16 protein-coding genes are annotated in these 25,997 nt (G+C 74.3%); 9 read left to right on the forward strand and 7 right to left on the reverse strand.

Annotation, left to right across the window (positions count from 1 at the left end; translation table 11 throughout):
- Positions 1-157 precede the first annotated feature (157 nt).
- Positions 158-3,379 (forward strand): arabinosyltransferase domain-containing protein, encoded by a 3,222-nt coding sequence (locus AD017_RS12645; protein WP_060574350.1) that lies wholly within the window; start codon positions 158-160, stop codon positions 3,377-3,379.
- 54 nt (positions 3,380-3,433) lie between these two features.
- Positions 3,434-5,329, forward strand: a complete 1,896-nt coding sequence (locus AD017_RS12650) for a glycosyltransferase (protein ID WP_060574351.1) — start codon at positions 3,434-3,436, stop codon at positions 5,327-5,329.
- Here AD017_RS12650 and AD017_RS12655 read toward each other — a convergent pair.
- The 4 genes from AD017_RS12655 to AD017_RS12670 form a co-directional block, all read right to left on the reverse strand.
- A complete protein-coding gene (locus AD017_RS12655; protein WP_082399213.1) occupies positions 5,289-5,945 on the reverse strand; it encodes a hypothetical protein in 657 nt (218 codons plus the stop codon). The genes AD017_RS12650 and AD017_RS12655 overlap by 41 nt on opposite strands.
- Before the next feature lie 214 nt (positions 5,946-6,159).
- Positions 6,160-9,156: an arabinosyltransferase domain-containing protein gene (locus AD017_RS12660; RefSeq protein WP_060574352.1), complete on the reverse strand. Its 2,997-nt coding sequence runs from the start codon at positions 9,154-9,156 to the stop codon at positions 6,160-6,162.
- Positions 9,153-11,162: a glycosyltransferase gene (locus AD017_RS12665; RefSeq protein WP_082399214.1), complete on the reverse strand. Its 2,010-nt coding sequence runs from the start codon at positions 11,160-11,162 to the stop codon at positions 9,153-9,155. The genes AD017_RS12660 and AD017_RS12665 overlap by 4 nt, the downstream gene beginning before the upstream one ends.
- A gap of 181 nt (positions 11,163-11,343) precedes the next feature.
- Positions 11,344-12,456: a mandelate racemase/muconate lactonizing enzyme family protein gene (locus AD017_RS12670; protein WP_060574353.1), complete on the reverse strand. Its 1,113-nt coding sequence runs from the start codon at positions 12,454-12,456 to the stop codon at positions 11,344-11,346.
- Between the two features lie 181 nt (positions 12,457-12,637).
- On the opposite strand from AD017_RS12670, the gene AD017_RS12675 reads away from it, so the two are divergent.
- Positions 12,638-13,426 carry an IclR family transcriptional regulator gene (locus AD017_RS12675; RefSeq protein WP_145982746.1) on the forward strand — a complete coding sequence of 263 codons (789 nt, stop codon included), beginning with the start codon at positions 12,638-12,640 and terminating at the stop codon, positions 13,424-13,426.
- A 6-nt stretch (positions 13,427-13,432) separates the two neighbouring features.
- Here AD017_RS12675 and glf read toward each other — a convergent pair whose 3' ends face one another.
- Entirely contained in the window at positions 13,433-14,638 is a 1,206-nt protein-coding gene (glf, locus tag AD017_RS12680; RefSeq protein WP_010232746.1) for a UDP-galactopyranose mutase, read from the reverse strand.
- A gap of 133 nt (positions 14,639-14,771) precedes the next feature.
- Between glf and AD017_RS12685 the strand changes: the two genes are divergently transcribed.
- The 4 genes from AD017_RS12685 to AD017_RS12700 all read left to right on the forward strand — a co-directional run bounded on the left by AD017_RS12685 (position 14,772) and on the right by AD017_RS12700 (position 22,006).
- Entirely contained in the window at positions 14,772-16,856 is a 2,085-nt protein-coding gene (locus AD017_RS12685) for a DUF6541 family protein (protein WP_060574354.1), read from the forward strand.
- Between the two features lie 146 nt (positions 16,857-17,002).
- A complete protein-coding gene (locus AD017_RS12690) occupies positions 17,003-19,219 on the forward strand; it encodes a DUF6541 family protein (protein WP_060574355.1) in 2,217 nt (738 codons plus the stop codon).
- 52 nt (positions 19,220-19,271) lie between these two features.
- The gene (locus tag AD017_RS12695) at positions 19,272-20,051 is read left to right on the forward strand and encodes a class I SAM-dependent methyltransferase (RefSeq protein WP_010241715.1); all 780 of its coding nucleotides are present in this window, start codon (positions 19,272-19,274) and stop codon (positions 20,049-20,051) included.
- A gap of 5 nt (positions 20,052-20,056) precedes the next feature.
- Positions 20,057-22,006 carry an arabinofuranosyltransferase gene (locus AD017_RS12700; RefSeq protein WP_060574356.1) on the forward strand — a complete coding sequence of 650 codons (1,950 nt, stop codon included), beginning with the start codon at positions 20,057-20,059 and terminating at the stop codon, positions 22,004-22,006.
- Here AD017_RS12700 and AD017_RS12705 read toward each other — a convergent pair.
- On the reverse strand, positions 21,987-22,385 hold the full coding sequence (locus tag AD017_RS12705) for a VOC family protein (RefSeq protein WP_060574357.1): 399 nt from the start codon (positions 22,383-22,385) through the stop codon (positions 21,987-21,989). The two genes, AD017_RS12700 and AD017_RS12705, sit on opposite strands and share 20 nt — an antisense overlap.
- A 155-nt stretch (positions 22,386-22,540) precedes the next feature.
- On the opposite strand from AD017_RS12705, the gene AD017_RS12710 reads away from it, so the two are divergent.
- A complete protein-coding gene (locus AD017_RS12710) occupies positions 22,541-23,422 on the forward strand; it encodes a glycosyltransferase family A protein (protein ID WP_010232786.1) in 882 nt (293 codons plus the stop codon).
- Positions 23,423-23,492: 70 nt separating this feature from the next.
- The gene (locus tag AD017_RS12715) at positions 23,493-25,067 is read left to right on the forward strand and encodes a hypothetical protein (protein ID WP_060574358.1); all 1,575 of its coding nucleotides are present in this window, start codon (positions 23,493-23,495) and stop codon (positions 25,065-25,067) included.
- On the opposite strand, the gene AD017_RS12720 is transcribed toward AD017_RS12715, so the two are convergent.
- On the reverse strand, positions 25,049-25,933 hold the full coding sequence (locus AD017_RS12720; protein ID WP_202968852.1) for a glycosyltransferase family 2 protein: 885 nt from the start codon (positions 25,931-25,933) through the stop codon (positions 25,049-25,051). The genes AD017_RS12715 and AD017_RS12720 overlap by 19 nt on opposite strands.
- Between the last annotated feature and the right edge of the window lie 64 nt (positions 25,934-25,997).

Consider the following 25,997-nt stretch of genomic DNA (forward strand, 5'->3'; position numbering starts at 1 on the left):
TGACCCCCGAAATGGGCCCGAATGTCGCATACCGTAACCGAGAGTGACGACTACCGGCTGTACACGACCTTGAGACCCCGGCCGAGCGAATCCCGGCCCGTGCGGGCATGCCGGGGGCGTCACGGACGATCCCCGGCGCACGTCTAGCCTCGGCCGCGTGCTGACCGCCGACACGGAGCCTGCCCATCAGGCCGGGACCCGGTCCGGCGACCGCGGATCCCGATCCAGAGATCAGGTCCTCGCCGCCGTGCTCGGGCTGGTCTCGGCGGTGCTGGCGCTGGCGATCCCCTTCCTCCCCGTCGTCCAGAACACGGCCACCGTTACCTGGCCGACGGCGGAGACCGGCACGGCGCCGCTGAACGCGCCGCTGGTCGCCTACCGCCCGGAGACCCTGCGGATCACCATCGGCTGCGACGCGATCCGCAGCCTCGACGACCGCACCCCCGGCCCGGCGACCGTGGTGAGCACCGCACCGGAGCAGTCCCCGTCCGCGCAGGCCGTCGGACTCCGGGCCGCCGTCGACAACGGTGTCCTCACACTGGACAACCGCGGCCAGCGCGTCGCGACCGAGGCGATCCCGCCGGCCGGCCCCGGCTGCGCCCTCCAGGTCGACTCGACCGACGCGGCGACCACCGCCACGCTCGGCGGCACCACCCTGCTCGACTTCGACGGCGACGCCCGTCCCCAGGTCACCGGCGTCTACTCCACCCTCGACGGCGGCCTCGACCCCGTCGCCGGCACGTCGGTGTCGTTCGACGCCGACAACCGCTACGACAGCGACGCCTCCGTCCTCAAGATCGTCGCCGGGGCGATCGCCATCGTCACGCTGTTCGGCTGCCTCTACTACCTGCGCCGGCTCGACGAGCGCGACGGCCGCCGGATCATGCACACCCACCGGCTCGCCGTCGGGCTCCGCGGGCGGGACGGCATCCGCGACACCCTGGTCGTCGCCGTCCTCGCGGTGTGGGCCGTGATCGGCTCGATGACCTCGGACGACGGCTACATCCTGGCGATCTCCCGGGGCAACGACGCGGCGGGCTACGTCGGCAACTACTACCGCTGGTTCAACTCGCCCGAGGCGCCGTTCGGCTGGTTCTACCAGCTGTACTCGCTGTGGAGCGGGGTCTCCGAGGCCGTGCTGTGGCTGCGGATCCCCGCGCTGGCGATGGGCATCGCGTCCTGGTTCCTGATCAGCCGGGCGCTGCTGCCGCGGCTCGGGACCCGGGTTCGCCGGAGCCGCTCGGCCGGTTGGGCGGCGGCCGCGGTGTTCCTCTGCTTCTGGCTGCCGTTCGACAACGGACTGCGGCCGGAGAGCGTCGTCGTGATCGCGGCGCTGGTGTCGTTCGTGATGCTCGAGCGGGCGCTGGTCGTGCGCCGCCTGCTGCCGGTCGCGGGAGCTCTGGTGGCGGCCGCGTTCGCCGTCGCGGCGACGCCGACCGGCCTGATCGCCCTGGCCCCGTTCCTGGCGGCCGCCCGGCCGTTGCTGGCGTTGTTCAGCGAGCGCGCCCGGAAGGCGGGCTGGGTGCCGACGCTCGCCCCGCTGCTCGCCGCCGGGCTGATCGTCCTGGTCGCGATCTTCGGGGACCAGACGTGGGCGACGGTCGCCGAGGCGACCCGGGTGCGCACCGACCTGGGCCCGAACCTGTCCTGGTACGAGGAGCTGTCCCGCTACCAGCTGCTGTTCACCGAGTCCCGCGACGGCTCCCTGCAGCGACGCTTCCCGGTGCTGCTGCTGTGGCTGTGCACCGCGGTCGCCGGTGCGGTGCTGCTGCGTCGCGGCCGGATCCCCGGCGCCGCGCTCGGCTTCTCGCGGCGCCTGCTGGGCAGCACCGTGCTGTCGTTCGCCGTGCTGGCGCTGACCCCGACCAAGTGGACGCACCACTTCGGTGCATTCGCCGCACTCGGCGCCGGCGTCGCGGCACTGGCCGCCCTCGCGACCAGCACCGGCGTACTGCGGTCCCGGCGCAACCAGGCGCTGTTCCTCGCGGCGGTGCTCGCGGTGACCGCGCTGGCCTTCACCGGCCCGAACACCTGGTGGTACGTCTCGAACTGGGGCGTGCCGTGGTTCGACAAGCCGCCGTCGGTGGCCGGGTTCTCGGCGACGACGCTGCTGCTCGGGCTGGCCGGGATCTCGCTCGTCGTCGGGGTGATCGAGCACCTGCGCGGCCCCGGGATCCCGCGCCCGGTCGCGATCCCCGGGCGGCGACGGCGGCGGATGGGCCAGGCCCAGGCCGTCCGGCTGGGGTCCGCACCGGTCGCGCTGATCTGCGCGCTGATGGTCCTGTTCCAGGTCGCGTCGCTGGCCAAGGGCCTGGAGAAGCAGGTGGGCTCCTACTCGCTGGGTGCCGACATCGTCTCCGACCCGACCGGGTCGGAGTGCGGTCTGGCCGGCCGGCTGCAGGTGGAGACCGACCCGGCCGCCAACGTGCTGGCCCCGGCGCCCGCCCCGGCCGGGGCGGAGCCCCCCGTCGAGCAGGGCTTCACCCGCGACGGCCTGCCGCCGACCGGCCCCGGGTCGCTGCGCGACAGCGACGGCACGGGCTCGACGCAGCCGGCCGTCACCGGTGCCGGCCCGCAGGGCGGGCCGGTCGTCGGCAGCTGGTCGCCGGACCCGGACAACACCGGCGAGTACCGGTCCGGCTGGTACACGCTCCCCGAGGCGGCACGCGACGGCGGCGCCCCGCTCGTCCTCGGCATCGCCGGGACCGTCGGTGGCGGCAACTCGCTGACCCTGGAGTTCGCCTCCGGCGACCGGATCGTCGACGAGATCTCGCCGAGCGGCTCGACCGGCACGGTCACCTCGGTCGCCGACACCGCGGGCACCGCCGCGGGCGGCCGCAGCTGGCGTGACGTCCGGCTGGACCTGGCCGGCCGGGACGCCGCGCAGGCCGACCGGGTGCGCGTCGTCGCGACCGACGACGGGCTGGGACCCAACTCCTGGATCGCCGTCGCCCAGCCGCGGGTGCCGCAGCTGACCCCGCTGACCGACGTCGTGGGGGGCAGGCCCGGTTACCTGGACTGGCCGACCGCGTTCGTCCACCCGTGCCTGCGGCGCTTCGACGTGAACGCCGGGATCGCCGACGTGCCGGCCTACCGCCTGCTGGCCGACACCCAGCAGCGGTCCGTCGGCGACGAGTGGGGCGCGGCATCCGGCGGCGGCCCCCGGGGCTGGACGGCGCTGCTGGGTGCCGAACGGGTGCTGCCGACCTACCTGCCGGGCCAGTGGGACTTCGACTGGGGCCAGTTCCGGGTCTACGAGCCGTACTCCCCGCAGGCGACCCAGGCACCCACCGAACGGGGCACCCGCACCATGTGGGGCTGGGAGCAGGTGGCCCGGATCGGGGACGCGCCGGGAGACCCGGCGCCGCTGCCCCGCTGACGGCGCGGCAGACTTCACCGAAGACCCGATCCCGGCGAGAGGCGACCGCGAGACATGCTGGACACGGCCCGTCCCACCCGCGACGGCGATCCCGCACCGGCCACACCCCCGGCCGGCGAGCCGCGGCCCGGCAGGCTCGTCGTCCAGCGCGGGCACTTCACCGGGCCCACGGCCCTGGTCCCGGAGGACCTCTACGCGGAGGTCCTGCGGGGCGCGGCCCGGCGGGAGCGCGCCCGGATCGAGCTGGCACCGGCGACGCTGGTCAGCACGAACACCTACTGGGGGCGGCTGCACGCCACCTACTGGCAGCGCTGGACGACCGTCCCCGAGGTGCGGGTGACGCTGCGGGCGAGCGGCCGCGGCCGGATCTGGCTGATGGCGTCGGACACCAACAAGGTCGCCCGCGCGGTCGAGGTGGCCGACGTCGACGGCGACACCGCGATCGAGCTGACCGGGTCGGTCGACCGGTTCCTCGACGGCGGCGGCCTCTGGCTGGAGATCGGCACCGACACCGGTGAGCTCGCGGTGTCCGGCGTCGAGTGGACGGTGGCCGTGCCCCGCCCGCCGCGACCGACCTCGCTCACGATCTGCACGTACAACCGCGTCGAGGACTGCCTGAACACCCTGCAGGCGCTGCTCGACGACCCGGCGGCGCTGGCCCGCGTCGAGCTCGTGCGGGTGGTCGACCAGGGCAGCGACCCGCTGGAGTCCCGGGACCGGTTCGCCGCCGTCGCGGACGCGTTCGGTGCGACGCTCGTCTACCAGCGCCAGCCGAACCTCGGCGGCGCCGGCGGGTTCACCCGCGGCCTGTACGAGGCGACCGCCGGGGACCCGGCGGACGACCACGACGTCCTCCTGATGGACGACGACGTGCTGCTCGACCCGGAGATCGTCGTCCGGCTGACCGGGTTCGCGGCCTGCACCACGAACCCGGCGATCGTCGGCGGGCAGATGCTGAACCTGCTGCACCCGGGGCACGTGCACATCACCGCCGAGTACGCCGAGCCGGAGAAGCTCCGCGTCGGCCGCCCGGTGCCCGGCGCCCTCGAGGAGGGCTTCCTGCTCGGGCGCGACGAGCGGCTGCTGCCGATCGTGCAGGAGCGCCGCGTCGACACCGAGTACAACGGCTGGTGGTCCTGCCTGATCCCGGCGCCGATCGTGCGCGCCATCGGCTACCCGCTGCCGCTGTTCTTCCAGTGGGACGACGTCGAGTTCGGCTACCGCGCCCGCGAGCACGGCTTCGCCACCGTCTCCCTGCCCGGCGCCGGCGTGTGGCACGCCGACTTCGGCTGGAAGGACTGGGACGAGTGGCACCGCTACTTCAACCAGCGCAACGGCCTGATCACCGCGGCGCTGCGGACCGGCTTCGACCGGCGCACGGTGACGTCGACGGTCGTCGAGCTGCTCGCCCAGTACCTCGTCGCGATGCAGTACGGGCTCGCCGCGACGCTGCTGACCGCGGTCGAGGACTTCCTGGAGGGTCCCGCCGTCCTCGACGACGGCTCCGCCGCCGCGGCCGCGCGGATCCGCCGGATCCGGGCCGCCTACCCCGAGACGGCCGCCGTGCCGATCGCCGACGCGGGCCTCGACCCGCGGGAGTCCGTCGTGCACCTCGCCGGGCACAAGCCGTCGAAGATGGTGCGGACCTGGCTCAAGCGTGTGGTGCTGCAGGCGACCGGGCGGGTGCCGTTCCGGTCCGGGATGGTGCCGGCCGGTGAGGCGCACTGGTGGCACGTGGCGCTGTTCGAGCGGGCGATCGTGACCGACATGGCCGAGACCGGCGTCCGGATCCGGACCCGCGACCGGGAGCGCCTGCGCGAGCTCGCCACCCGGGCCGTGCACACCGTCCGCCGGCTGTACACCGAGGGCCCGGACGCGGCACGGACCTGGAAGGCCGCCGAGCCGCGGCTCACGGCACGGGAGACGTGGACCCGGCTCTACGAGGACTGATCCCCGGCCGGGGCCGGCCCACCAGCACGGCGACCAGGACCACGACCGACGCCACGGGCGCCGGGTGGCCCAGGCCGAACCCCAGACCCAGATCGACGACGACGGCCGCGCACGCCGACGCGAACATCCAGCGCGGCCCGGTGACCGGTCGCGGCCGCCCGGTGGACCAGCGCGTCCGGCCCCAGGGCTTGTCGATCGACAGCCAGGCCTGGAACGCGATCGCCGCGACCATCAGCAGGGTCAGCGGCAGCAGGCCCGCGGGCGAGGTGCCCGCCGGGTCGGAGTGCGCCGCGTCGAGCCGCGCGGACAGCACGACGATCCCCAGGTGGAGCTGGGCCACCGTGATCGCGAACTTCACCGCGACCCAGCGGTGGTGGAAGAACCCGAAGGGCGTCGCCGCCGCGAGCACCATCCCGGTCAGCGCGGAGCCGACGGCGAGCGGGGCCAGCAGCACGGCGTCGAGATGGTGGGCGGCGAGCAGTGCGGGCCCGCGGACCGCAGGGTCGACGCCGAGCACCTGCAGCGCGGCGAGCGACGCGGCGAGCGCCATCCAGCCGACCGAGGTGAGCACGTGCAGCCAGACGGTGAGCCGGCGCCAGGTCTTCGTGGTGAGCACGGACCCAGCCCACCGGAACCGGCACCGCGGCCCATCCGGCCCCACCCCCACTCCACCCGGACCCCCGCCTCGTCACGTCGACGTACCGAGCCACGCCCCAGGACGCTCACCGGTTGCGTCAGCGCTCATCCGATCGCGCGAGCGCCGGCTGAACCGGTGAGCGTCTCCGGGAGAGTCCGCCCGGGGAAGGGACGGGGAAGGGGGCGGGGCGGGGTCAGCCCAGGAAGTCCCGGCCCGTGTAGTCCTTGTCCGCCAGGGTCGGCAGGCGCTCCCAGCCCCATCGGCGCTCGGTCCCGACGGCCACGTCGTAACCACCGGTCGGGTGGTCGTACCCGACCCGCTCGACGTGGCCCCACGCGAACATCGCGCGCCCGGGCGGCGGGTCGAGCCGCGAGGGCAGCTCGTCGAAGGTCGCCGTCCGCCCGATCCCGGCGAGCGCGCCGCCGTTGCCGGTGAAGAACGCGTTGTCCTCGGTGGCGCCCTCGAGGTCGTCGCCGGTGCGGAGCCGCCACTGCGGGGTCTCCGCGATGCCGTGCCGCACGACGATCTGGTCCTCGCACGGCCACAGCAGCGCCGTGACCTGGTCGGCGTAGACCGGGTCCCCGCGGACGACGTCGGACGCCGGCCGGTCCCTGGCGGGCACCGGCGCACCGATCCCGAGCCAGCTGTCGGCGCCGTCGGTGGCGTCGGTGACGACCAGCCGGACCTGGGTGACCGGTCCGGGGAGGTCCCCGGCCGCGCCGAGGTCGATCTCCAGGTCGGTCCAGTCCGCGACCTTCTCCCCGGGCAGCGACGCCGAGATCTCGTGGGTCGCGTCCGGCGCACCGACCGGGCCGGAGCCGGCCACGACCTGCACGGTCTGGTCGGATCGGAGGTCGCCGGTGGCGGGCACGAGCAGCCGTGACCGGTCCCCCGGGACGGGGAACCAGCCGGTCTCCAGGGTGCCGGTGCCGGCGTCGTCGGTGTGCCAGACGGGGCCGTCGAGTGCGGGCCGGTCGGGCGGCGGGCCGTCGCGCAGGGCGCCGGTGAGCTGCGGCGGGCCGGCGGCCGGTCCGAGCGGCCCGCCGTCGGGCACCGTGACGGTGACGGCGTCGGCGAGCCCGCACGGCCGTCCCACGAGGGACGCCAGGTTCATCGACGCGACCGACGGTCCGGGGGCCTGCTGCACCGGGGCGAGCGCGAACACGAGCAGCATGAGCGCGACGCCGCCGGCGGTGGCGGTCCGCAGGACCGCACCGTCCGGCCCGGTCCCGGACGCGCGTCCGGCGCGACGCCTGCGGTGTGCCCACCACAGCGCGACCACGGCCACGAGCAGCCACAGCACCGGGTTGCGCAGGTAGACCGGCCCGAGGTGCGGGGCGAGGACCTGCTGGTGGATCGGGGCGTCGACCACGGAGTGATTGCCGAACGGCTGGCCCCAGTCCCCGAGCGGTCGCCACAGGTTCGGCCCGGCGTAGATCACCGCCGCCGCGAGCCCGAGCACCGCCGTCCCGACGGCGACGAGCCGGGCGGGCGCCCGGCGCGGCAGCGGGCCACGGGCCAGCGCGATCGCGAGCAGCAGGGTGGCGGGGGCGGCGACGGCACCGAAGTGGTTGACCCACTTGGTGGGGCTCAGGCCGATCGCGACGAGTGCGAGCGCCGTGGCCGCGAGGGCGAACCCGAGCGCCCGGCCCAGCGGTCCGCCGGTGCCGCGCCGGGTCGCCAGGCGGACCGTGCCGAGGAGCAGCACCCCGACGGTCAGCAGGACGGGCAGCCGGCGGCCCCACGTGCCCTGGTCGTCCGGGCCCAGGAGGTTGGCGTAGTGCACGAGCTCCTGCCACCACGAGTACTGGAAGTAGTACCAGCGGTGCACGGCGACGGACTCGCGGACGTCGGCGAGAGTCTGGTCGGCCAGTCCCAGCGGGACGACGACGCTCGCGGCGGCGAACGCGACCGCGACCGTCGCGCACCGGGTGACCCACCCGGAGTGCACGAGGTGCCACCACACCAGGGGCAGCGCGAGCAGCAGGGGGACGGCCGCGACGACCGCGGCGGGCGCCGTCGTCACCCCGAGGACGGCGACGGCGGTGGCCGGGGCGAGCAGCCCGACCGCGCCGGTCCGCAGCGCGGCCGCGACGAGGAACAGGACCCCGGCGGCGGCGAGCGTGCCCGCGGGCTCCGGCCGCAGGCTGATGCCGTAGGGCAGGAACCAGGCCAGGTGGGCGACGGCCAGCGCCGCCACGACGACCGGGCGGGTGCCGGCCCGGTCGGCGAGCGCGACCAGCGTCAGCCGGAGCAGCACCCACGTCCCCAGACCGAGCACGACCGGCACGACCCGCATCGGGAGCAGGCCCCATCCGGCGATCCCGCCCCACAGCTGCAGGAGGTACTGGCTCGTCGCGAACGGGGCCTCGGTGACGTTGAACTGGTAGATCGCGTTGCCGATGGTCCCGGTCTCCGCGCCCTGGCGGGCCATCAGCGCGTACCAGGAGTCGTCGATGTTGACCGGGCCGAGCACGGCCCAGGCCAGCGTCACGACGAGGACGACGGCGTCGGCGATCCCGGGCCGGGGCCGCACGGCGAGGATCCGCCGGGTCCCGGTCCAGGTGCGGACGGCGACCGCGAGCGTCGCGGCCAGCGCGAGCAGGTGCGCGACCAGCAGCGCGACCTTGAGCGGGGACGGCGACGACTCGTAGCGGGCGTCGGTGTGCAGCTGCACCCCGAGCCCGTCGGCGGCCGGTCCCGCGACGGCGGTGGACAGCTCGGCGACCTGCGGCGGCGCGAGCTCCGGGTGCTCGGCGACGGTCGCCCCGTCCCGGGTCACGACGGTCCCGTCCGCTCCCGCGGTGACGACGAGGGTGCAGCCGCCGGCGACGGGCCCGGCCCACAGCTCGGTCGGGCCGGAGCGGATCGTGAGCGTCCCGCCGGCGACGCCCGCCACCAGCCCGGGCGCCGCGACCGGGTCGTCGGCGGCCGCGGGCATCGTGCGCAGCACGTCGCCCTCCGGGAGCGACGCGGCGGCCGCGCACGGGATCGACGCGGTGAACTCCAGCGGCCGGTACGGCGACAGCGGCAGCACCGTCGACGCCGGTGCCTCGCCGGCGCGCGGCCAGCTGACGACCGGGTCGTCGGCGTCGACCGGGGCCAGCGCGGCCCCGATCCCGAGCAGGCAGGTCAGCCCGCCGAGCAGCAGCAGGAGCAGTGGCCGGCGGGTGGACGCCGGCGGGCTCACTCGAAGATCTGCTTCCAGCCGTCCTTGCCGGTGAGCGTGGGCTCGGCCGCCCGGTAGCGGCCGCGCAGCGTCTCCCAGTCCGCGGCCACCGCACGGTGCAGCCGGAACGACTCGGCGACCATCCGCTTGAACATCTGCGGGTCACGACGCCGGAAGGTGACCCCGCGACCGTCGGGTGTGGACACCGTCGCGGAGTCGAGACCCGAGAGGACGAACCACTGCGCGTTCGCCCACGGGACGTTGCGCTGCGGGCGCTCCTGCCGCCCCGGCGCCGGGGACCTCAGGTTCCGCAGGACGCCGCGGGCCAGCCCGAGCGCGACCTTGGCCTTCCCGACCGGCGGCTCCGGGAACAGCTGGGCGCCGAGCGCGTCCAGCTCCGCGAGCGGGACGTCGGTGGCGGAGTCCAGCGGGCGGCCGTCGTCGTACTCGGCGCGGACCGCGCGGATCTCGTCGAGCACCACCGGCAGCTTCGGGAACAGCGCCTCGGGCCCGGCGAGGAAGTCGGTGAACGCCTTGATCTGCAGCGCGACCGCCGAGTACTCCATGAGCATCAGGTGCCGCAGGGTCCGCTTGAACGTCTCCTTCAGCATCGCGCGCGGATCGTCCGGGCCCCGCAGCGCCGCGGCGACCAGGCGGTTCCGGTAGTGGAAGTACGCCTGCCAGTCCGACGAGTCGTCCTTCTCGATGAAGGACATGTGCCAGATCGCGATGCCGGGGACGGTCGCGGTGCGGTAGCCGGCGGTGCGGGCGCGGAGGCCGTACTCGGCGTCGTCCCACTTGATGAACAGCGGCAGCGGCAGCCCGAGGTCCTCCGCGACGCGGCGCGGGATCAGGCACATCCACCAGGCGTTGTAGTCGACGTCGACGCGGCGGTGCAGCCACGGCGTCTGCCGCAGCGTGCGCGCGGCGAGGTCGTGGTGCGCCTCGGTCCTGGGGGCGGGCCGCCAGAGGAACTGGTTGCGGTCGACGACCTCGCCCATCGTGGAGAGCTGCGAGCGGGCCTGCAGCGACAGCATCTGCCCGCCGACCAGCATGGGCTCGCGCGCGAACCGGCTGAACGCGACCGCGCGGAGCACCGAGTCGGGCTCCAGCAGGATGTCGTCGTCCATGTAGAGGATCTGCTCGCAGTCGATGCCGCCCGCGTGCGGGCCGGTCCCGTGGAGCACCTCGTACATGATCCGGGCGTAGCCGCCGGAGCCGCCGAGGTTGGGCTGGTCGATGATCCGCAGCCGATCCCCGAGCACGGCCGCGGCCTGCTCGTACCCGGCCTCGTCGCGGACCTTCCGCGTGCCCTGGTCCGGCAGGACGACCGCGGTGATCGTGTCGAGGACCTGCGGGTCCGAGCCGAGCGCGGTCAGGGTGGCGACGCAGTCGGCGGGCCGGTTGAACGTCGGCATCCCGACGACGACGGCGGCCCGGCCGGGCGCGTCGTGCGGCGCGTGCCAGCCGCCGCCGTGCAGCGTGAGGTCGCCCTCGTCGGTGGAGAGGTCGAACCAGTACCAGCCGCCGTCCTCGAACGGGCGCAGGTCCAGCTCCATGGTCACCCGGCGGCGGCCCTGCACGACCTCGCCGCCGACGAAGATCTGCGACCCGTCGGCCTTGGTGCGGTACACGTCGACGCGGCCCGAGCCCTCCAGCTCCAGCCGCAGCTCGATCGCGGTCAGCGTCGACCAGGCGCGCCAGTACCCGGCGGCGAAGGCGTTGAAGTAGGCACCGAACGACACCTCGGTCGCCGGGGGCACGGTCGCGCTGGTCCGGTCCTGCACGCGGGTACGCCGGCCCGCCGTCGTGGAGACGGTCAGCGACAGCGGCCGGCTCGTCTCGTCCGGCAGCGGGTCGACCGGCGCGAGGGTCGTCCCGGGGCGCTCGTCGAGGTAGAGGGCGCGCACCGCGAACGGGTCGGCGGGGCGGGGAAGGATCACCCGCTGCAGGAGCGTCTCGCCGCTGGTCGGGTCGGCGGTGTCGGACACCTGGTGGCCTCGCTGGTCCGTGGGGGCGGTGGTCATCGCAGAAACGGCCTCGGGGGTCGGCGGGTTCCGGTCGTGCCCGCGCCTGGACGGCTGCGCTGCCGCACCGCCCGGGCCCGGGAGGAGGTACCCGAGCGTAGCCGCGGCTCGGGGCGGCGGCGGCAGGCGGGCGGGCGCGCCGCGCAAGCGGAGTGGAACGTCCGGTTCGCCGTGCCGGAACTCAGCCGACCCGCCACCGCGCGACCGCGTCCTCGTCGAGCTCGACGCCGAGCCCCGGCGCATCCGGGACGGCGAGGCACCCGTCCGGACCGACGGTGACGGGCGTCGCCAGCGGGAAGTCCCGCCGCGCCGGCGTCCAGTCCGGTGGGTCGTAGGGGACCTCGAACCACGGCCCGCCGCCGACGCCGGCCGCGACGTGCAGGTTCGCCAGCAGCCCGATGCCGTTGGTCCAGCTGTGCGGGGTGAAGGAGCGGTGCCGCAGCATCGCCAGCTCGGCCAGCGTCCGGGCGCGGCTCATGCCGACCGAGAGGACGACGTCCATCTGGTAGACGTCGAGCACGTCCTCGTCGATCCAGCGCAGGATCTCCGGCACCGAGTGCTGCATCTCCCCCGCCGCGATCCGCAGCCCCGGGTTGTCGGCGCGCAGCGTCCGGAACCCGTCGGTGTCGGGGTAGGGCAGCGGCTCCTCGACCCAGAAGACGTCGAGGTCCGCGAGCCGGCGCGCCAGCCGACGGGTGGCTGCCAGGTCGGTGGCCGGTGCGACGTCACCCGCCGTCCGCCAGGACTGGTTGAGATCGACCATGATCGTGAACTCGTCGCCGAGTGCACCGCGGACCGCGGCGACGGTCGCGACGCCCTCGTCGATCCGGTTCGGGTCGATCCTGATCTTCGCCGCGCGGAAGCCCTCGTCAGCGACCTGCGCGGCGACGTCGACCCGCTCGGACGAGGCGCGCGGCACGCAGAACGACGCGTACGCGGGCACGCGGTCGTAGGTCCCGCCGAACAGCGTGGCGACGGGCAGCCCGGCGGCCTTCCCCGCCAGGTCCCACAGCGCCGCCTCGAGCGGCCAGTAGTGGCCGCCGTGCACGGCGCAGGTCTCCAGGGCGCGGACGTGCCGGGCGATCGCGAGGGCGTCCTCGCCGACGAAGACGTCGCGGAAGGCGTCGAAGCCGTCCATCGTGTCGCCCGAGCCGATGCCGACGCGCCCGTCGTCGGTGTGCACACGAACGATGGTGGCGTCGAACGCGGTACGCGGCCGGGGATCCCAGGCCGCGCGCAGCGGCGGGTCCAGCGGCAGCCGCACCCGGTCGAGCGTGATGTCGGTGATCTTCATGTCGTCCGGAGGGTTCGCGCCGACTGGTGCCGGCCCGGAGCGCGATCGGGGGCTTCCGCACTCCGAGCCGGATATCCGACGACAGTAGGAAAGTATCCGTTGAGCGACCAGCGCGGGCCGTGGATCGCAATCCACGTTGCGTTCACGCCAACGACGACCCCCGTCCCAGTACGGTCGGAGGGTGACCGATGCGCCCCGCAACAGCTACGGGCTGAGCCGGGACATGGCACTCCTGGAGGCCCTCGCGTCGGACGAGGCGCACCGTGCCGACGGCCTCGGTGTCGCGCAGGTCGCGCGGCTGACCGGCCGGGAGAAGAGCCAGGTGTCCCGGGCGCTGCGCGCACTGGCCGAGGCCGGGCTCGTCGAGCGCGACGACGACAGCCTCGTCTACCGGCTCGGCTGGCGGCTGTTCTCGCTGGCCGCGCGCGGCGCCGACGGGCGGCTGACCGGGGTCACGGAGCCCGCCCTGCGCCGCCTGGCTGTCGAGACCGAGGAGACGGCGCACCTGTGCGTACTGCGCGACGACGCGCTGCTCACCCTGCGGACGGTGTCCGGGCACTCGTTCCGCACGTCCGGCTGGGAGGGGCGCAGGTCGCCGCTCGTCTGCACCTCGGCGGGCCGTGCGCTGCTCACCGACGCCACACCCGACGAGCTCTACGTACGTTTCGGCATCGTCGAGGACCTGGCACCGGACTACCCCGGCTGCCGGGTCCGGACGGTGCCCCAGCTGTGGCGGGCGATCCGCGAGGCCGCCGAGCGGGGCTGGGCCGAGGCCCGCGACGAGCTCGAACCGGACCTCTCCGGGGTCGCGGCCCCGGTGCGGGACTTCCGCGGCCGGATCGTCGCCGTGCTCAACATCGTCGGGCCGACCGCGCGGATCGGCGAGCGGCTCGACGAGCTGGGCCGGACGACGGCGGCCGCCGCCCGCGCGGTGTCCACCGAGCTGGGCTGGAACCCGGAACGGCCCTGAGCCGGATCAGTCCTCCGACTCGGTGCCCGAGAGCGGGCGCCCCTCGGTGAAGTGCGGGACCAGCCGGTTCTCGAACATGGTCAGCGCCGACCCGATGGCCATGTGCATGTCGAGGTACTTGTAGGTGCCCAGCCGGCCACCGAACAGCACGTTCCGGTTCGCGGTCTCCTTGCGGGCGAGCTCGCGGTAGCGCTCCAGCTTGGCGCGGTCGTCCGGCGTGTTGATCGGGTAGTACGGCTCGTCCCCGGACTCGGCGAAGCGCGAGTACTCGCGCACGATCACCGTCCGGTCCTTCGGGTAGTCCCGCTCGGGGTGCATGTGCCGGAACTCGAGGATCCGGGTGAAGGGGACGTCGGCGTCGTTGTAGTTGATCACCGAGGTGCCCTGGAAGTCGCCGGTCGGCTCGACCGACATCTCGAAGTCCAGGGTGCGCCAGCCGAGCTCACCCTCGGCGTGGTCGAAGTAGCGGTCCAGCGGCCCGGTGTAGAGGACCGGGGTTCCCGCCGGCAGCGCGTCGCGGACCTCGAAGAAGTCGGTGTCCAGCACGACGTCGATGTTCTCGTGGTCGGCCATCCGCTCCAGCCAGGCGGTGTAGCCGTCGACCGGCAGACCCTCGTGGGTGTCGTTGAAGTACCGGTTGTCGTAGGTGTAGCGCACCGGGAGCCGGGTGATGATCGACGCGTCCAGCTCGGTCGGGTCGGTCTGCCACTGCTTGGCGGTGTAGCCCTTGACGAACGCCTCGTAGAGCGGGCGCCCGACCAGCGAGATCGCCTTCTCCTCCAGGTTCGCCGCCTGCTTCGTGTCCACCTCGGACGACTGGTCGGCGATCAGCGTGCGCGCCTCGTCGGGCGTGTGCGCCTTCCCGAAGAACTGGTTGATCAGCGCGAGGTTCATCGGGAACGCGTAGACCTGCTCGCCGACCCGGGCGAAGACCCGGTGCTGGTAGTTCGTGAACGCGGTGAAGCGGTTCACGTACTCCCACACCCGCTCGTTCGAGGTGTGGAACAGGTGCGCGCCGTACCGGTGGATCTCGATGCCGGTCTCCGGCTCGGGCTCGGAGTAGGCGTTGCCGCCGATGTGGTCGCGGCGCTCCAGGACCAGGACGCGCTTGCCGAGGCCGTCGGCGACCCGCTCCGCCACGGTCAGCCCGAAGAACCCGGACCCGACGACGATCAGGTCGTAGCTGGCGAGGTCGTACCCGTCGAGGCTCACGGCACCCGAGGGTAGGACAGGCGTGATCGGGGGCACCGGGCGGCTTCGGTATCCTCGCAGACGGGCCGCGGAAGCGGACGAATCAGGCGCCCCCGCTCGTGTCACCCCGTTCGGTAAAGGAGGCGGACCTGTCGTGAGCTGGCTGTCCGCCGTCCCACTCGTGGTGCTCGCCGCCGCCTGGCTGACCCTGCCCGGCCTGCTCGTGGGTGTCGCCGCCGGGCTGCGCGGCATCGCGGTGTGGGGCGCCGCTCCGCTGCTGTCGGTCGGCCTGATCGCCGGGTCCGCGGTGGCCGGGAGCATGGTGGGCGTCCCGTGGAGCGGTGCCGTGCCGGTCGCCGCGGCGTGCGTGTTCGCGCTGGTGGTCGTCGGCGCCCGGCGGCTGGTGCTCGGGCGTCCGCTGGTGCCGGGGCCCGCGCTCGCCCGGGCCCGCACCGCGCAGGCGTGGGCCTCGCTGCGGCAGGGCGGGCCGGACCGCCGCTGGACCGGCCTGGCCGCACTCGGCGGGATGCTCATCGCCTGGGCGCTCGGCTTCCGGGCCGCGATCCGCGGGATGGACCGCCCGGACGCGCTGTCCCAGACGTTCGACGCGAACTTCCACTACAACGCCGTCGCCCGGATCCTCAACACCGCCGACGCGTCCTCGCTGACCGTCGGCGGCCTGGTGAACTCGCCCGGCTTCTACCCGTCGGCGTGGCACGGCGTCGTCTCGCTGGTGGCACCGCTGACCCCCGGACCCGGCGAGATCGTCGTCGCCTCCAACGTCGTCGCGCTGGTGACGACCCTGCTCGTCTGGCCCCTGTCGGTGCTGCTGCTGGTGCGGACGCTGACCGGTCGCTCGGCCGGTGCCGCGCTCGCGGCGCCGGTGCTGGCGCTGGGCTTCATCGCGTTCCCGTGGACCCTGGTCACCTACGGCGCGCTGTGGCCCAACCTGCTCGGGGTGGCACTGGTGCCGGCCGCGCTCGCCGCCGTCGCGCTGGCCGCGCGGCCCGGTCTCGGGCCCGACCCGGTCAGCCCGGCCCGGCCCGGCCCGTACCCGCCGGGACGGGTGGCGCGCTGGTTCCCGGTCGTCGTCGGCGTGCTCGCGCTGGGCCTCGCGCACCCGAACGCGCTGTTCGGCGCCGTCGTCGTCGCCGCGCCGCCGGTGCTGTGGGGGCTGACCGGCGCGATCCGCCGGGGCCTCCGCGCCGGCCGGTGGCAGACCGTGCGGGCGCTGGCGGCGGTGCCGGCCGTCGCGGGCGTCGGCGGGGTGCTGGCCTGGTTCATGTTCGTCTCGCCGGTGCTCGACGGCATCCGCGGCTACTACTGGGAGCCGCAGGTCACCGTCGCCGGGGCGATCGGCAACGCGGTGCTGCACAGCCCGAACGGCAACGACCCCGCGTGGTCGATCGCGGTGCTGACGCTCGCCGGCGCCGTGGTCGCGCTGCGCCGCGCGCGGACGTCGTGGCTGGTGCCCGCGCACGTGCTCGTCTGCGCCCTCTACGTCGTCGGGGCCAGCTCGTGGTCGTCGATCTGGACCGGGGTCTGGTACAACGACGCGCCCCGGATCGCCGCACTCGTCCCGGTGACGGCCGCACCGCTCGCCGCGCTCGGCCTGGTCGCGCTGTGCTCGCTGGTCCGCCGGGTGGCCTGCCTCGTGCGCGACGCGCTCACCCGGGCCGCGCCCGCCGTCGAGTCGTGGCCGCGGCCGCGGGCCGCGGTGCTGGTGGCGGTCGGGGTACTGGCCGTCGTCGCGACCTCGGGCGGGCTGTACCAGCGCTCGCACATCGACCAGCTCGCCGGCATCTACCAGACCCCGGAGCAGGTGCTGGTCGGCCCGGAGCAGGCGCAGTTCCTGCGCTACGCCGGTGAGCTGCTGCCCGCCGACGCCGTCGTCGCGCAGAACCCGTGGGCCGGTACCGCGATGCTGTGGCCGCTGACCGACCGGAAGGTGCTGTTCCCGCACCTGACCGGGGTGTGGTCACCGGACCAGCAGCTGATCGCGGAGCGGCTGCGGGACGCCGCGAACGACCCCTCGGTGTGCGCGGCCGTCGCCGAGACCGGCGTCGGGTACGTCGTCACCGCGCCGCCGACGTTCTGGCAGCCGGACCCGCTCGCGGAGAACTGGCCGGGGCTCGACGACCTCGCCGACGCCGACGGCTTCGAGCTCCTCGCCGAGGACGGCGACAACGCGCTCTGGCGGATCACGGCGTGCGACGCGGGGCGGATCGTCGGATCCTGATCACTCCTCGGCGCCGGAGAGGCGTCCCGCGCCCGGTGGTGTCCGAGCGGTAATCTCCGGCGCGCCCACCGTCCGGCGCCGGCTGGCCGCGCGGTGACCGACGACGGATCCGGGGCGCTCGCTCCCGGGAGAGGAGCGCCCGCCCGATGGGCACACCCACCTGGCTGTCCGCGGTACCCGTGGCGCTCGCCGCGGCGTTCTGGGTGGTCGTACCGGGACTGCTGGTCACCCGCGTCGGCGGGCTCCGCGGGATCACGGCCTGGGGCGCGGCCCCGCTGGTGTCGGTGGCCCTGATCGCGACGTCCGCGGTCGCCGGGACCGCGCTGGGTGTGCCGTGGAGCCCGTGGGTGCCGTCGGTCGCGGCCGTGCTGGTCGCGGTCCCGGCCGGGCTCCTGCGCGCGTTCGTCGCCCGCCGTCCGGCCGGCAGCCCGCTGCACCGGGGATGGCGCTCCGCGCTGCGCGGCTGGGAGCCGGGCAGACGGCTGCGCACCACGTTCGTCCGGCTGCGCACCCCCCGCGGGATGTTCGCCCAGGGCCCCGAACCCCTGACGACGGCGCTGCCGCAGACCTGGCGCACCTCCGCCCAGCGGGAGGGGGCCGACGGCCGGCGCGCGGGGCTCCTCGCCACGGCCGGGACGCTGCTCGCGGCCGCGCTGGCCTGGCTGGCGGTGGTGCTCGGCTTCGGGCCGGTGGACCAGCTGTCGTCGACCTACGACGCCGTCTTCCACTACAGCGCCGTCGCCCACATCCTCGCGACGCACGACGCGTCGTCGCTCACCCTCGGCACCCTCACCAGCCCGGGCTCGCCGACGGCGTTCTACCCGGGCGCGTGGCACGACCTGGTCTCGCTGGCCGCGATGACGGCCGGGGCCGGGGTGCCGGTGGCCACCAACGCGGCGTCCTGGTCGGTCGCCGCGCTGGTCTTCCCGCTGTCCGCGCTGCTGCTGACCCGGCAGGTCCTCGGCCGCTCGGCCGGTGCCGCGTTCGCCGCACCGGTGCTCGCGACGGCGTTCACCGGCTTCCCGTGGGCGCTGATGTCCTTCGGGGTGCTGTGGCCCAACCTCCTCGGCGTCGCGCTGCTGCCTGCCGCCCTGGCCGCGGTCGCGGTACTGGCCAGCACCGTGCGGGAGCCTGCGCTCCCCCGCGCGGGCGCCGTCGCGCTCGGGGTCGCGGCCCTGCCCGCCCTGGCGCTCTCCCACCCGAACGCGGTGTTCAGCCTGGCCGTGCTCGGGGTGTTCCCGATCCTGTGGGGGCTGGTCCGGCTGGCCCGGCACCGCCTCCTGACGCGGCGGTTCTGGCAGCCGGTGGCCGGGCTGCTGGTGACCGTCGGCGGGGTGGCCGTCGTCGGGTGGCTGATGGTGGCGTCCCCGCTGCTCGCCGGGGTCCGCAACTTCGACTGGCCCGCGTTCACCAGCACGCCCGAGGCGATCGCCCAGGTCCTGCTGCTCTCGACCAACACCCGGCCGCCGCTCTGGCCGGTCGCGGCGCTCGTCCTCGTCGGGGCGGTCGTGTCGTTCCGCCGGGTCGCGACGTCGTGGCTGGTACCGGCGCACGCCGCGTCCGGGTTCCTCTACGTCCTGGCCGCCTCCCAGGAGGGCGACCTCACGGCCGGGTTGACCGGTGCCTGGTACAACGACTCGTACCGGCTGGCCGCGATGGTGCCGGTGACCGGCGTCCCGCTCGCCGTGATCGGTGTCGTCACCGTGGCCGGCCTGCTGCGCCGGGTGCTGCTGCGCGCCCCCGGCCCGGTCGCTCCCGTCGTGCGACGCCGGGGGGCGCCCGCCGCGCTGGTCCTCGCCTGCACCCTGGCGCTCGTCGCCGGGTACGGCGGCCTGCGGGTCGGGGTCCACGCGCTCGTCCTCGCGGGCACCTACCAGGACTCGTCGGACGTCCTGCTCGAACCGGGCCAGCGGGAGTTCTTCACCGAGGTCGCCGCGCTGGTCCCGCCGGACGACGTGGTCGCCGCGGACCCGTTCACCGGCAACTCGCTGCTCTACCCGATCGCGGGCCGCGAGGTGCTGTTCCCGCACCTGATCGGGAACTGGACCCCGGAGCAGAGCCTCGTCGCGACCCGCCTGCGCGACGCCGCCACCGATCCCGCGGTGTGCGAGGCCGCCGCCGCGACCCGCGTCGGCTGGGTGATCAGCGGCCCGATCACGTTCTGGCCCTCGCACGGTGGCGCGCGCTGGTACCCGGGGCTGCACGACATCGCACCGGTCCCCGGGTTCGAGCTCGTCGCCGAGGGCGGCGGGCAGGAGCTGTGGCGGCTGACCGCCTGCGACCCGGCGGCCCCGGACGAGCCCGCGCCGCAGGCGATGGTCCCGGCGGAGCCGCCCGTCCCCGTGCCCGTCCCGCAGCGGTGACTCTCGTACGGTGAGTCGCCCCCCGACCGCACGAACGGAAGAGTTCCCCGCCGTGGACCCGAGCGAGCACACCGACCTCCCCGAGTACGAGCGCTCGCTGCGCATGGTCGAACGGCGGCGGCTCGCCACCGGCTTCGCCCGGCAGATCGCGATCACCACCGGACCGTTCCTGGACCGGCCGTTCGCCGAGTGCCGCGTGGCCGACCTGGGTTGCGGCTACGGCTACACCGCGCTCGAGCTGGCCGGGATGTGCCGCGAGGTGGTCGGGATCGAGCCGAACGCCGCGCTGGCCGCCGAGGCGACGACGCTGGCCGAGGAGGGCGGCGCCGACAACTTCACCTTCCGCGTGCAGGGCATCGGCGAGTTCGGGCACGGCGAGGACGCCGGCGCGTTCGACGTCGCCGTCCTCGACAACGTGCTGGAGCACCTCGACGACCAGCCGGACGCGCTGGAGCGGATCGCGTCCTGCCTGCGCCCCGGCGGGGTCGCCTACATCCTGGTGCCGAACCGCTGGTGGCCGATCGAGGCGCACTACTCGCTGCCGTTCCTGGCCTGGCTGCCGCTGCCGCTCGCGAACCGGTACCTGCGCCTGTCCGGCCGCGGCCAGGACTACACCGACGCCAGCTACGCGCCCGGATACCTGCGGATGCGGAAGCTGCTGGCCCGGCGCCCCGAGCTCGACGCCCGGTTCACCGTGCCCGGCGACGTCAGCCTCGCCGAGGGCGGTGGCTCGGCGCTGTACTCGGCGGGAGTGTCGGCGCTGCGCCGGTTCCCGGCGCTGTGGGCGATCTCGAAGGCGTTCCTCGTCGTCGCCGTGAAGAAGCCGGCCTGAGCCCCGTGTACGACGGCGGCGGCCCGGCCGCGGTGGACGGCTCGCGACCGTGGCCGGCCACCGTGCACCGGGGGCCGGCCGGCTCCGGGCGACCGCGCTCCACCCGCCGTCCGGCGGCGCTCGCGGACCTGGTCGTCGGGCCGGTGGTCGCGGTCGCCGTGACCGTGGTCGTGCTCGCCGCGGTGGACGGGCTGTCGATCCCGGCGTCGTCGAACGTCGGGCTGGCGCTGACCGCGTCCGGCGGCGCGGTGATCGCGCTCGTCCTCGTCCTGGCGGCCCGGACCGCGCGCCCGCTGCTCGCCGCACCGCTGACCTGGGCGGGCCTCGCGGCGCTCCCGTCGGTGCCGCTGGCGCTGTTCCTCGCGAACACCCCGCACTACCTGTTCGGGGTGTCCGGCGACCAGCAGTTCCGGGTGCAGTTCCTGACCCGGTTCGCCGACTCCGCCCGGCTCGCCGACTTCGCCTACGCCGACCTGCCGCCGTACTACCCGGCGGCGTGGTTCTGGGTGGGCGGCCGCGCCGCCGCGCTGCTCGGTGTGGAGGCGTGGCAGTTCCACAAGGCGTTCTCGATCGCGACGCTGGCCGTGACGGCGGTCCTGGCGTTCGCGCTGTGGGCGCTGGTGACGACGCGGCGCCGCGCGCTGGGCGCCGCCGTCGCGACGACGCTGGCCGGGCTCGCGACACTGGCCGCGTACACGCCGTACTCGTGGTTGACCGGTGCGCTCGTCCCGCCGCTCGCGGTCCTGGGCCTGCGGCTGGTGCGCCGCCGCGACGGCGGGCCGTGGGTCCGGACGGCGGTGCTGGTCGGGCTGGTGCTCGGGGTCGCGGCCGTCACGCACACCCAGATCCTGGTGTTCGCCGGGCTCGTGCTGACCGTGCTCGCGGTCGCCGGCCTGGTGACCCGCACCGCGCGCCCGCTGCCGCTGCTGGGGACGGTCGGCGTCGTGCTCCTCGCGGCGCTGCCCCTGACACTGCTGCACTGGCTGCCCTACCTCGTCGCCGCGGCCGGGGAACCGACCTACAGCGCGGGTCAGCACTTCCTCGCCGAGGCCGGGTCGCGCTGGCCGGTGCCGATGCTCGAACCGACCGCGCTGGGCGGGCTGTGCCTGGCCGGGACGGTGTGGATCGTCGCCGCGGCCGGCCGCTCCCCGGTCGCCCGCGCCCTCGGGGCGACGGCGGCCTGCGGGTACCTCTGGTACCTCCTGTCGACGCTGGCGCTGGCCGCGGGGACGACGCTCCTGGCGTTCCGGATCGAGCCGATCATGACGGCCGCGCTGGCGTCCGGGGCGGTGTGGGCGGCCGCCGACCTCCTCGGGCTGCTCCGTCGGTGGGGCCGCGACGCGTCCGCCCGCCGGGCGGGCACCGCCGTGGTCACCGTGCTCGCGGCGGTCGCCGTCGTCGCGCAGGTCCAGACCGTCCCGGAGACGTACGAGTGGGCAGGCTCCGCCCAGGACTACCGGCCCGACGGCACGAAGCCCGACGGCTCCCGGAACCCGGACGAGCCGAACGCCTGGCTCGGCGAGCTCCGCGGCACGATCGACGGGCTGACCGGGCGTCCGGAGCGGGAGGTCGTCGTCGCGAGCGCGAACCCCGCGCTGCTGACCTACCACCCGTACTTCTCGTTCCAGGCGTCCGGCGCCCAGTACGCGAACCCGCTGGGGAACTACCCGGAACGCACCGACGAGCTCCGCCGCTGGTCGGCCGCCGCCGGCCCGGTGGAGCTGCTGGCCGCGCTGGACCGCGGCCCGGCCCGCGCCCCGTCGGTGTTCGTGTTCTCCCGGACCGCGGACGGGCTCCTGCAGCTGCCGACGACCGAGGACCGGTTCCCCGACCCGAGCTCCGGCGCCCCGCCCGCGACGTTCGGCCCGCAGCTGTTCGACGACCCCGCGTGGCAGCGGCGGGACGTCGGGCCGTACGCGGTGCTGGTGCGGACCGCTACACCTGCACCACGGTGACGACGTTGCCGTCCGGGTCGCGGAGCATGAACAGCTTCGGGGCGCCCGGGGTGTCGTCGGTGGGCATCGGCTCCATGTCGGCGACGCCGAGCGCCGACAGCCGGGCGTGCTCGGCGGCCAGGTCCGCGGTCTCGACGCCGATCGCGCTGCCGCCCGGCTCGCCGTACATCGGCGGGTTCAGCGCGAGCCGCGCGGTCGAGCCGGGCGGGGCGACCTCGAGCCAGCGGTACTCGCCGTTCTCGCCGAACCGGGAGTCGCCGCGGACCTCCCAGCCGAGCTTCTGCGTGTAGAACGCCAGCGCGGCGTCCTGGTCGGCGACGGTGAACATGGCGACGCCGATGTTCGTGACGGTGGTGGGTGCCTGGGTGTCGGTGCTCATGCCGGTACGACCGCGCTGCGCACCGGGACTCATCGGTGCGGGCCGGATCGACTCGAACAGGTGAAACCCAGATTCTCGTCATTCTGCCGCAACCTGCTCATAGCGCACCTCGTTGCTCGGGACAGGGAATCGCGAAGTGGCGAGGAGATTGACCGATGACGCTCGACATCCTGCTGCCCTTCTACGGCGACGCGCGCCTGCTCCGGCTCGCCGTGGACAGCGTCCGTGCCCAGAAGAACCCACGGTGGACGCTGCTCGTACTCGACGACCACTACCCCGACCTCGAAGCCTGCCGGTGGATCACCGAGATCGGTGACTCCCGGATCCGCTGCCTGCGGAACGAGGTGAACCTCGGGGCGAATGCCAGCTACCAACGCTGCCTGTCGCACGTCGGCAACGAGTGGTTCACCGTCATGGGCGCGGACGACGTCATGTCGCCGGACTACGTCGACGTCGTGACTTCGGCGATCGAGGCCGCACCGGACGCGGGAGTGGTCCAGCCAGGCGTCACCGTCATCGACGGGTCAGGGCGCGACGTGCAGCCGCTGGCGGATCGGATCAAGACGTTCTACCGACCACGCCACCGTGGCCGCACCGTCCTCGGTGGCGAGGAACTCGCCACGAGCCTTCTCCGTGCGAACTGGACCTACTTCCCCTCGCTCTGCTGGCGCCGGGAGGCTGTGCCCGACTACGGTTTCCGTGACGACCTGCACGTCGTGCAGGACCTGGCGATGATCATGGACGTCCTCGGCCGGGGCTGGTCGATGGTGCTCGACGATCGGGCCTGTTTCCAGTACCGCCGGCACACGGGCAGCGATTCGGCGATCAAGGCGATGAACGGGACCAGATTCGACGAGGAACGCGCCTTCTTCGTCACCATGGCGCGGGAGATGGACGCCCGCGGGTGGCCTCGGGCGGCACGGGCCGCCCGCCGGCACCTGACGTCACGGTTGAACGCAGCGACTCTCGTACCCGTCGCGCTCCGCCACCGCAGGCGCTCGGATCTCCGCGCCCTGGGCAGACACCTCGTCGGCTGACATGCCGAGCCGCATGTGACACCGCCCGCGTCCGCTCCCGAGGTGCTCCGGGTTCCGGGAGACTGCGCGCATGCTGCGCAGATCCCGCCGGGGCGCCGAGCGTGATCGCGACGCGACCTCACCGTCACCACGGTCCCGCCTGCTCCTCCTGACCGCTGCGCTCGTCACCCTGGCGGTCGGATTGTGGGCCTGCTGGTCGGTGACCGTGGACGACGCCTACATCACCTACCGCTACTCCGCGAACCTCGCCCTCGCACACGGGCCGACCTGGAACCCCGGTGAGAACCCGGTCGAGGGGTACACCAACTTCCTCTGGATGCTCTGGCACGTTCCGTGGGTGTGGGCCGGGGCGTCTCTGCCGGTCGTCTCCAAGCTCACCGCTGCGGCGTGTGCAGGGGCGATCGTCTGGATCCTCGTCTCGGAGCCGAGGACTCGTACCGGCGCGGCGGCCGCCGCCGGGGCGTTCGTGCTGTTCCTGCCCACCTGGGTGCACGTGGACGCCGGTCTCGAGACGGCGCCGTTCGCATTGGTGGTCCTCCGGTCGGTCGTCCTCGTCTGCCGGCTGCTCCGCGACCGGACGGCCTACATCCGGTCGTGGGAGCTGCCCGCTCTGCTGCTCGTGGCCGGGATGCTGCGGCCGGACGGGATCCTCGCCGTCGCGCCCCCGCTGCTCGTGTGGGCATTCCTTCGGCGGGCCGAGCGCCGCACCTGGGCCTGGCTCGTCGGAGGAGCGGTCGTCGGTGGGGCCTACACGGCGTGGCGATGGACGTACTTCGGTCATCTCCTGCCGAACACCTTCTACGTCAAGGTCGGGGTCGAGGCGGCGACGGACCTGCGCTGGGCCACGACGACAGTCGTCCTCCTGCTGCCGCTCCTCCTGCTCACCGTGTCCGGACTGACACGGCGGCCCACCGCCGGTCCGGCGGCCCTGCTCGTCGCGAGCTGCGCTGCCCTCTACCTCATACCGGCTCTGACGGCCCCGGCGATGGACTACCTGTCGCGGTTCGCCTGGCACGGGCTCCCGCTGCTCTGTCTGGGTGCCGCCTGGACGCTGGACGGCATCGCACGGCGCCGCCTCGCGGTCTTCGTGGCACTCATCACCGTCGCCTGGACCTGCACTGCGGGGTTCCTGCACCGAGACGGACCCACGATGGTCAACTACGGCGAGGGTCTTCGCCGGGCTCACATCGCGATCGGCCAGGGCCTGGCCGACGCCGGCCTCCCCGAGGCCCGCCGGTCGGTGGCGATGACGGATGCCGGTGCGATCCCCTACTTCTCCGGCTGGCGCGCGACCGACTACATCGGCCTGAACGACGAGCGGATCGGACACGGAGCGAGTGCGACCGAGGTCCTGCTGGCAGACGCACCGTCGGTGATCGTGGCCACGGGCCCCGGCCCGGAACTCCCCGCCACCTCATGGGCTACGGACCTGCCCCGCGCCGTGGGCGATCGCGAACTCGTGGCCGTCGTACGCGTGCGCCCCACCTACTTCGAGCAGGTGTATGCCGACCGTGACGTCGCCCAACAGGTCCGTAGCGCGGTACAACGCAGGCTCGTAGAGGCCGACGCGGATACCGACGCGCGGTTCGATCAGACCTACGACCGGTGGCTCGACCGGCTGTCCGGTCAGAACGTCAGCAGGTGATTCCCCAGCGCCCGGACCGCCGCTGCGTCCCGCCGGGCGAACGCCTGAGGTAGCTGGACAGCGGCGTTGAGCCGCGACGAGACGTGGGCCCGGGCAGCCCGCGCAGCCCGGGGCCAGCCCCGCGCCGTCATCCGGTCGCTCTCGGCCCGGAAGTAGCGCCGCTCCTCCGCGAACCGGTTCCCCGCGGCCGCGCCCGATCCGGAGTCGCTGGAGCGGTGCCGCCGGTAGCGGAAGCAGACGTGGTCGTCGATCACCATCGTCCCGCCGTCCGCGATCACCGCGACCGGGAGGGCCAGGTCGAAGACGTCGGCGGACTGCGGGATCTCCTTCAGCGCCGACGTCCGCCAGCACAGCGACGGGTTGTACAGCCAGTTCCCGCGCAGCAGGCTGACGACGAGGTCCTCCCCCGTCACCAACCGCGGGCCGTGGCCCTTCGGCGCGAGCAGCGCCTTCACGCGGTCGGCGAGCGGCCGGACGGGCTCGTCGTACTCGTCCATGATCGCCACCCCGGGCTGGACGACCGCCGCGTGCGACCACCGGTCGTGCAGCGCGAGCACGGTCTCCAGGTAGTCGGGCGCCATCAGGTCGTCGGCACCCATCATCACGAAGTACGGCAGCTCGACCGCCTCGATGCAGTACCGGTTGTTCGGCTGGGCACCGAGCCGCTGCGGGTTGCGGCGGTAGCGGATCCGGTCGTCGCCGAGGCCGGCGAACCACGGCCCGATCGAGTCGTCGGGGTAGCCGTCGTCGACGACGGTGAGCCGCCAGTCGCCGCGGCTCTGCTCCTGGACGCTGCGCACCGCGCGGCGCAGCAGCTCCGGATCGCCGTAGAAGGGGAGCATCACGTCGACGGTCGGGGCAGGCACGCGCCCGACGGTAGCGATCGCCCTGATCGCTAGGATCGCCCGGCCTCAGCGATACGACGCAGGA

The sequence above is a fragment of the Pseudonocardia sp. EC080619-01 genome, assembly GCF_001420995.1.
In the GTDB taxonomy this organism is placed as follows: domain Bacteria; phylum Actinomycetota; class Actinomycetes; order Mycobacteriales; family Pseudonocardiaceae; genus Pseudonocardia.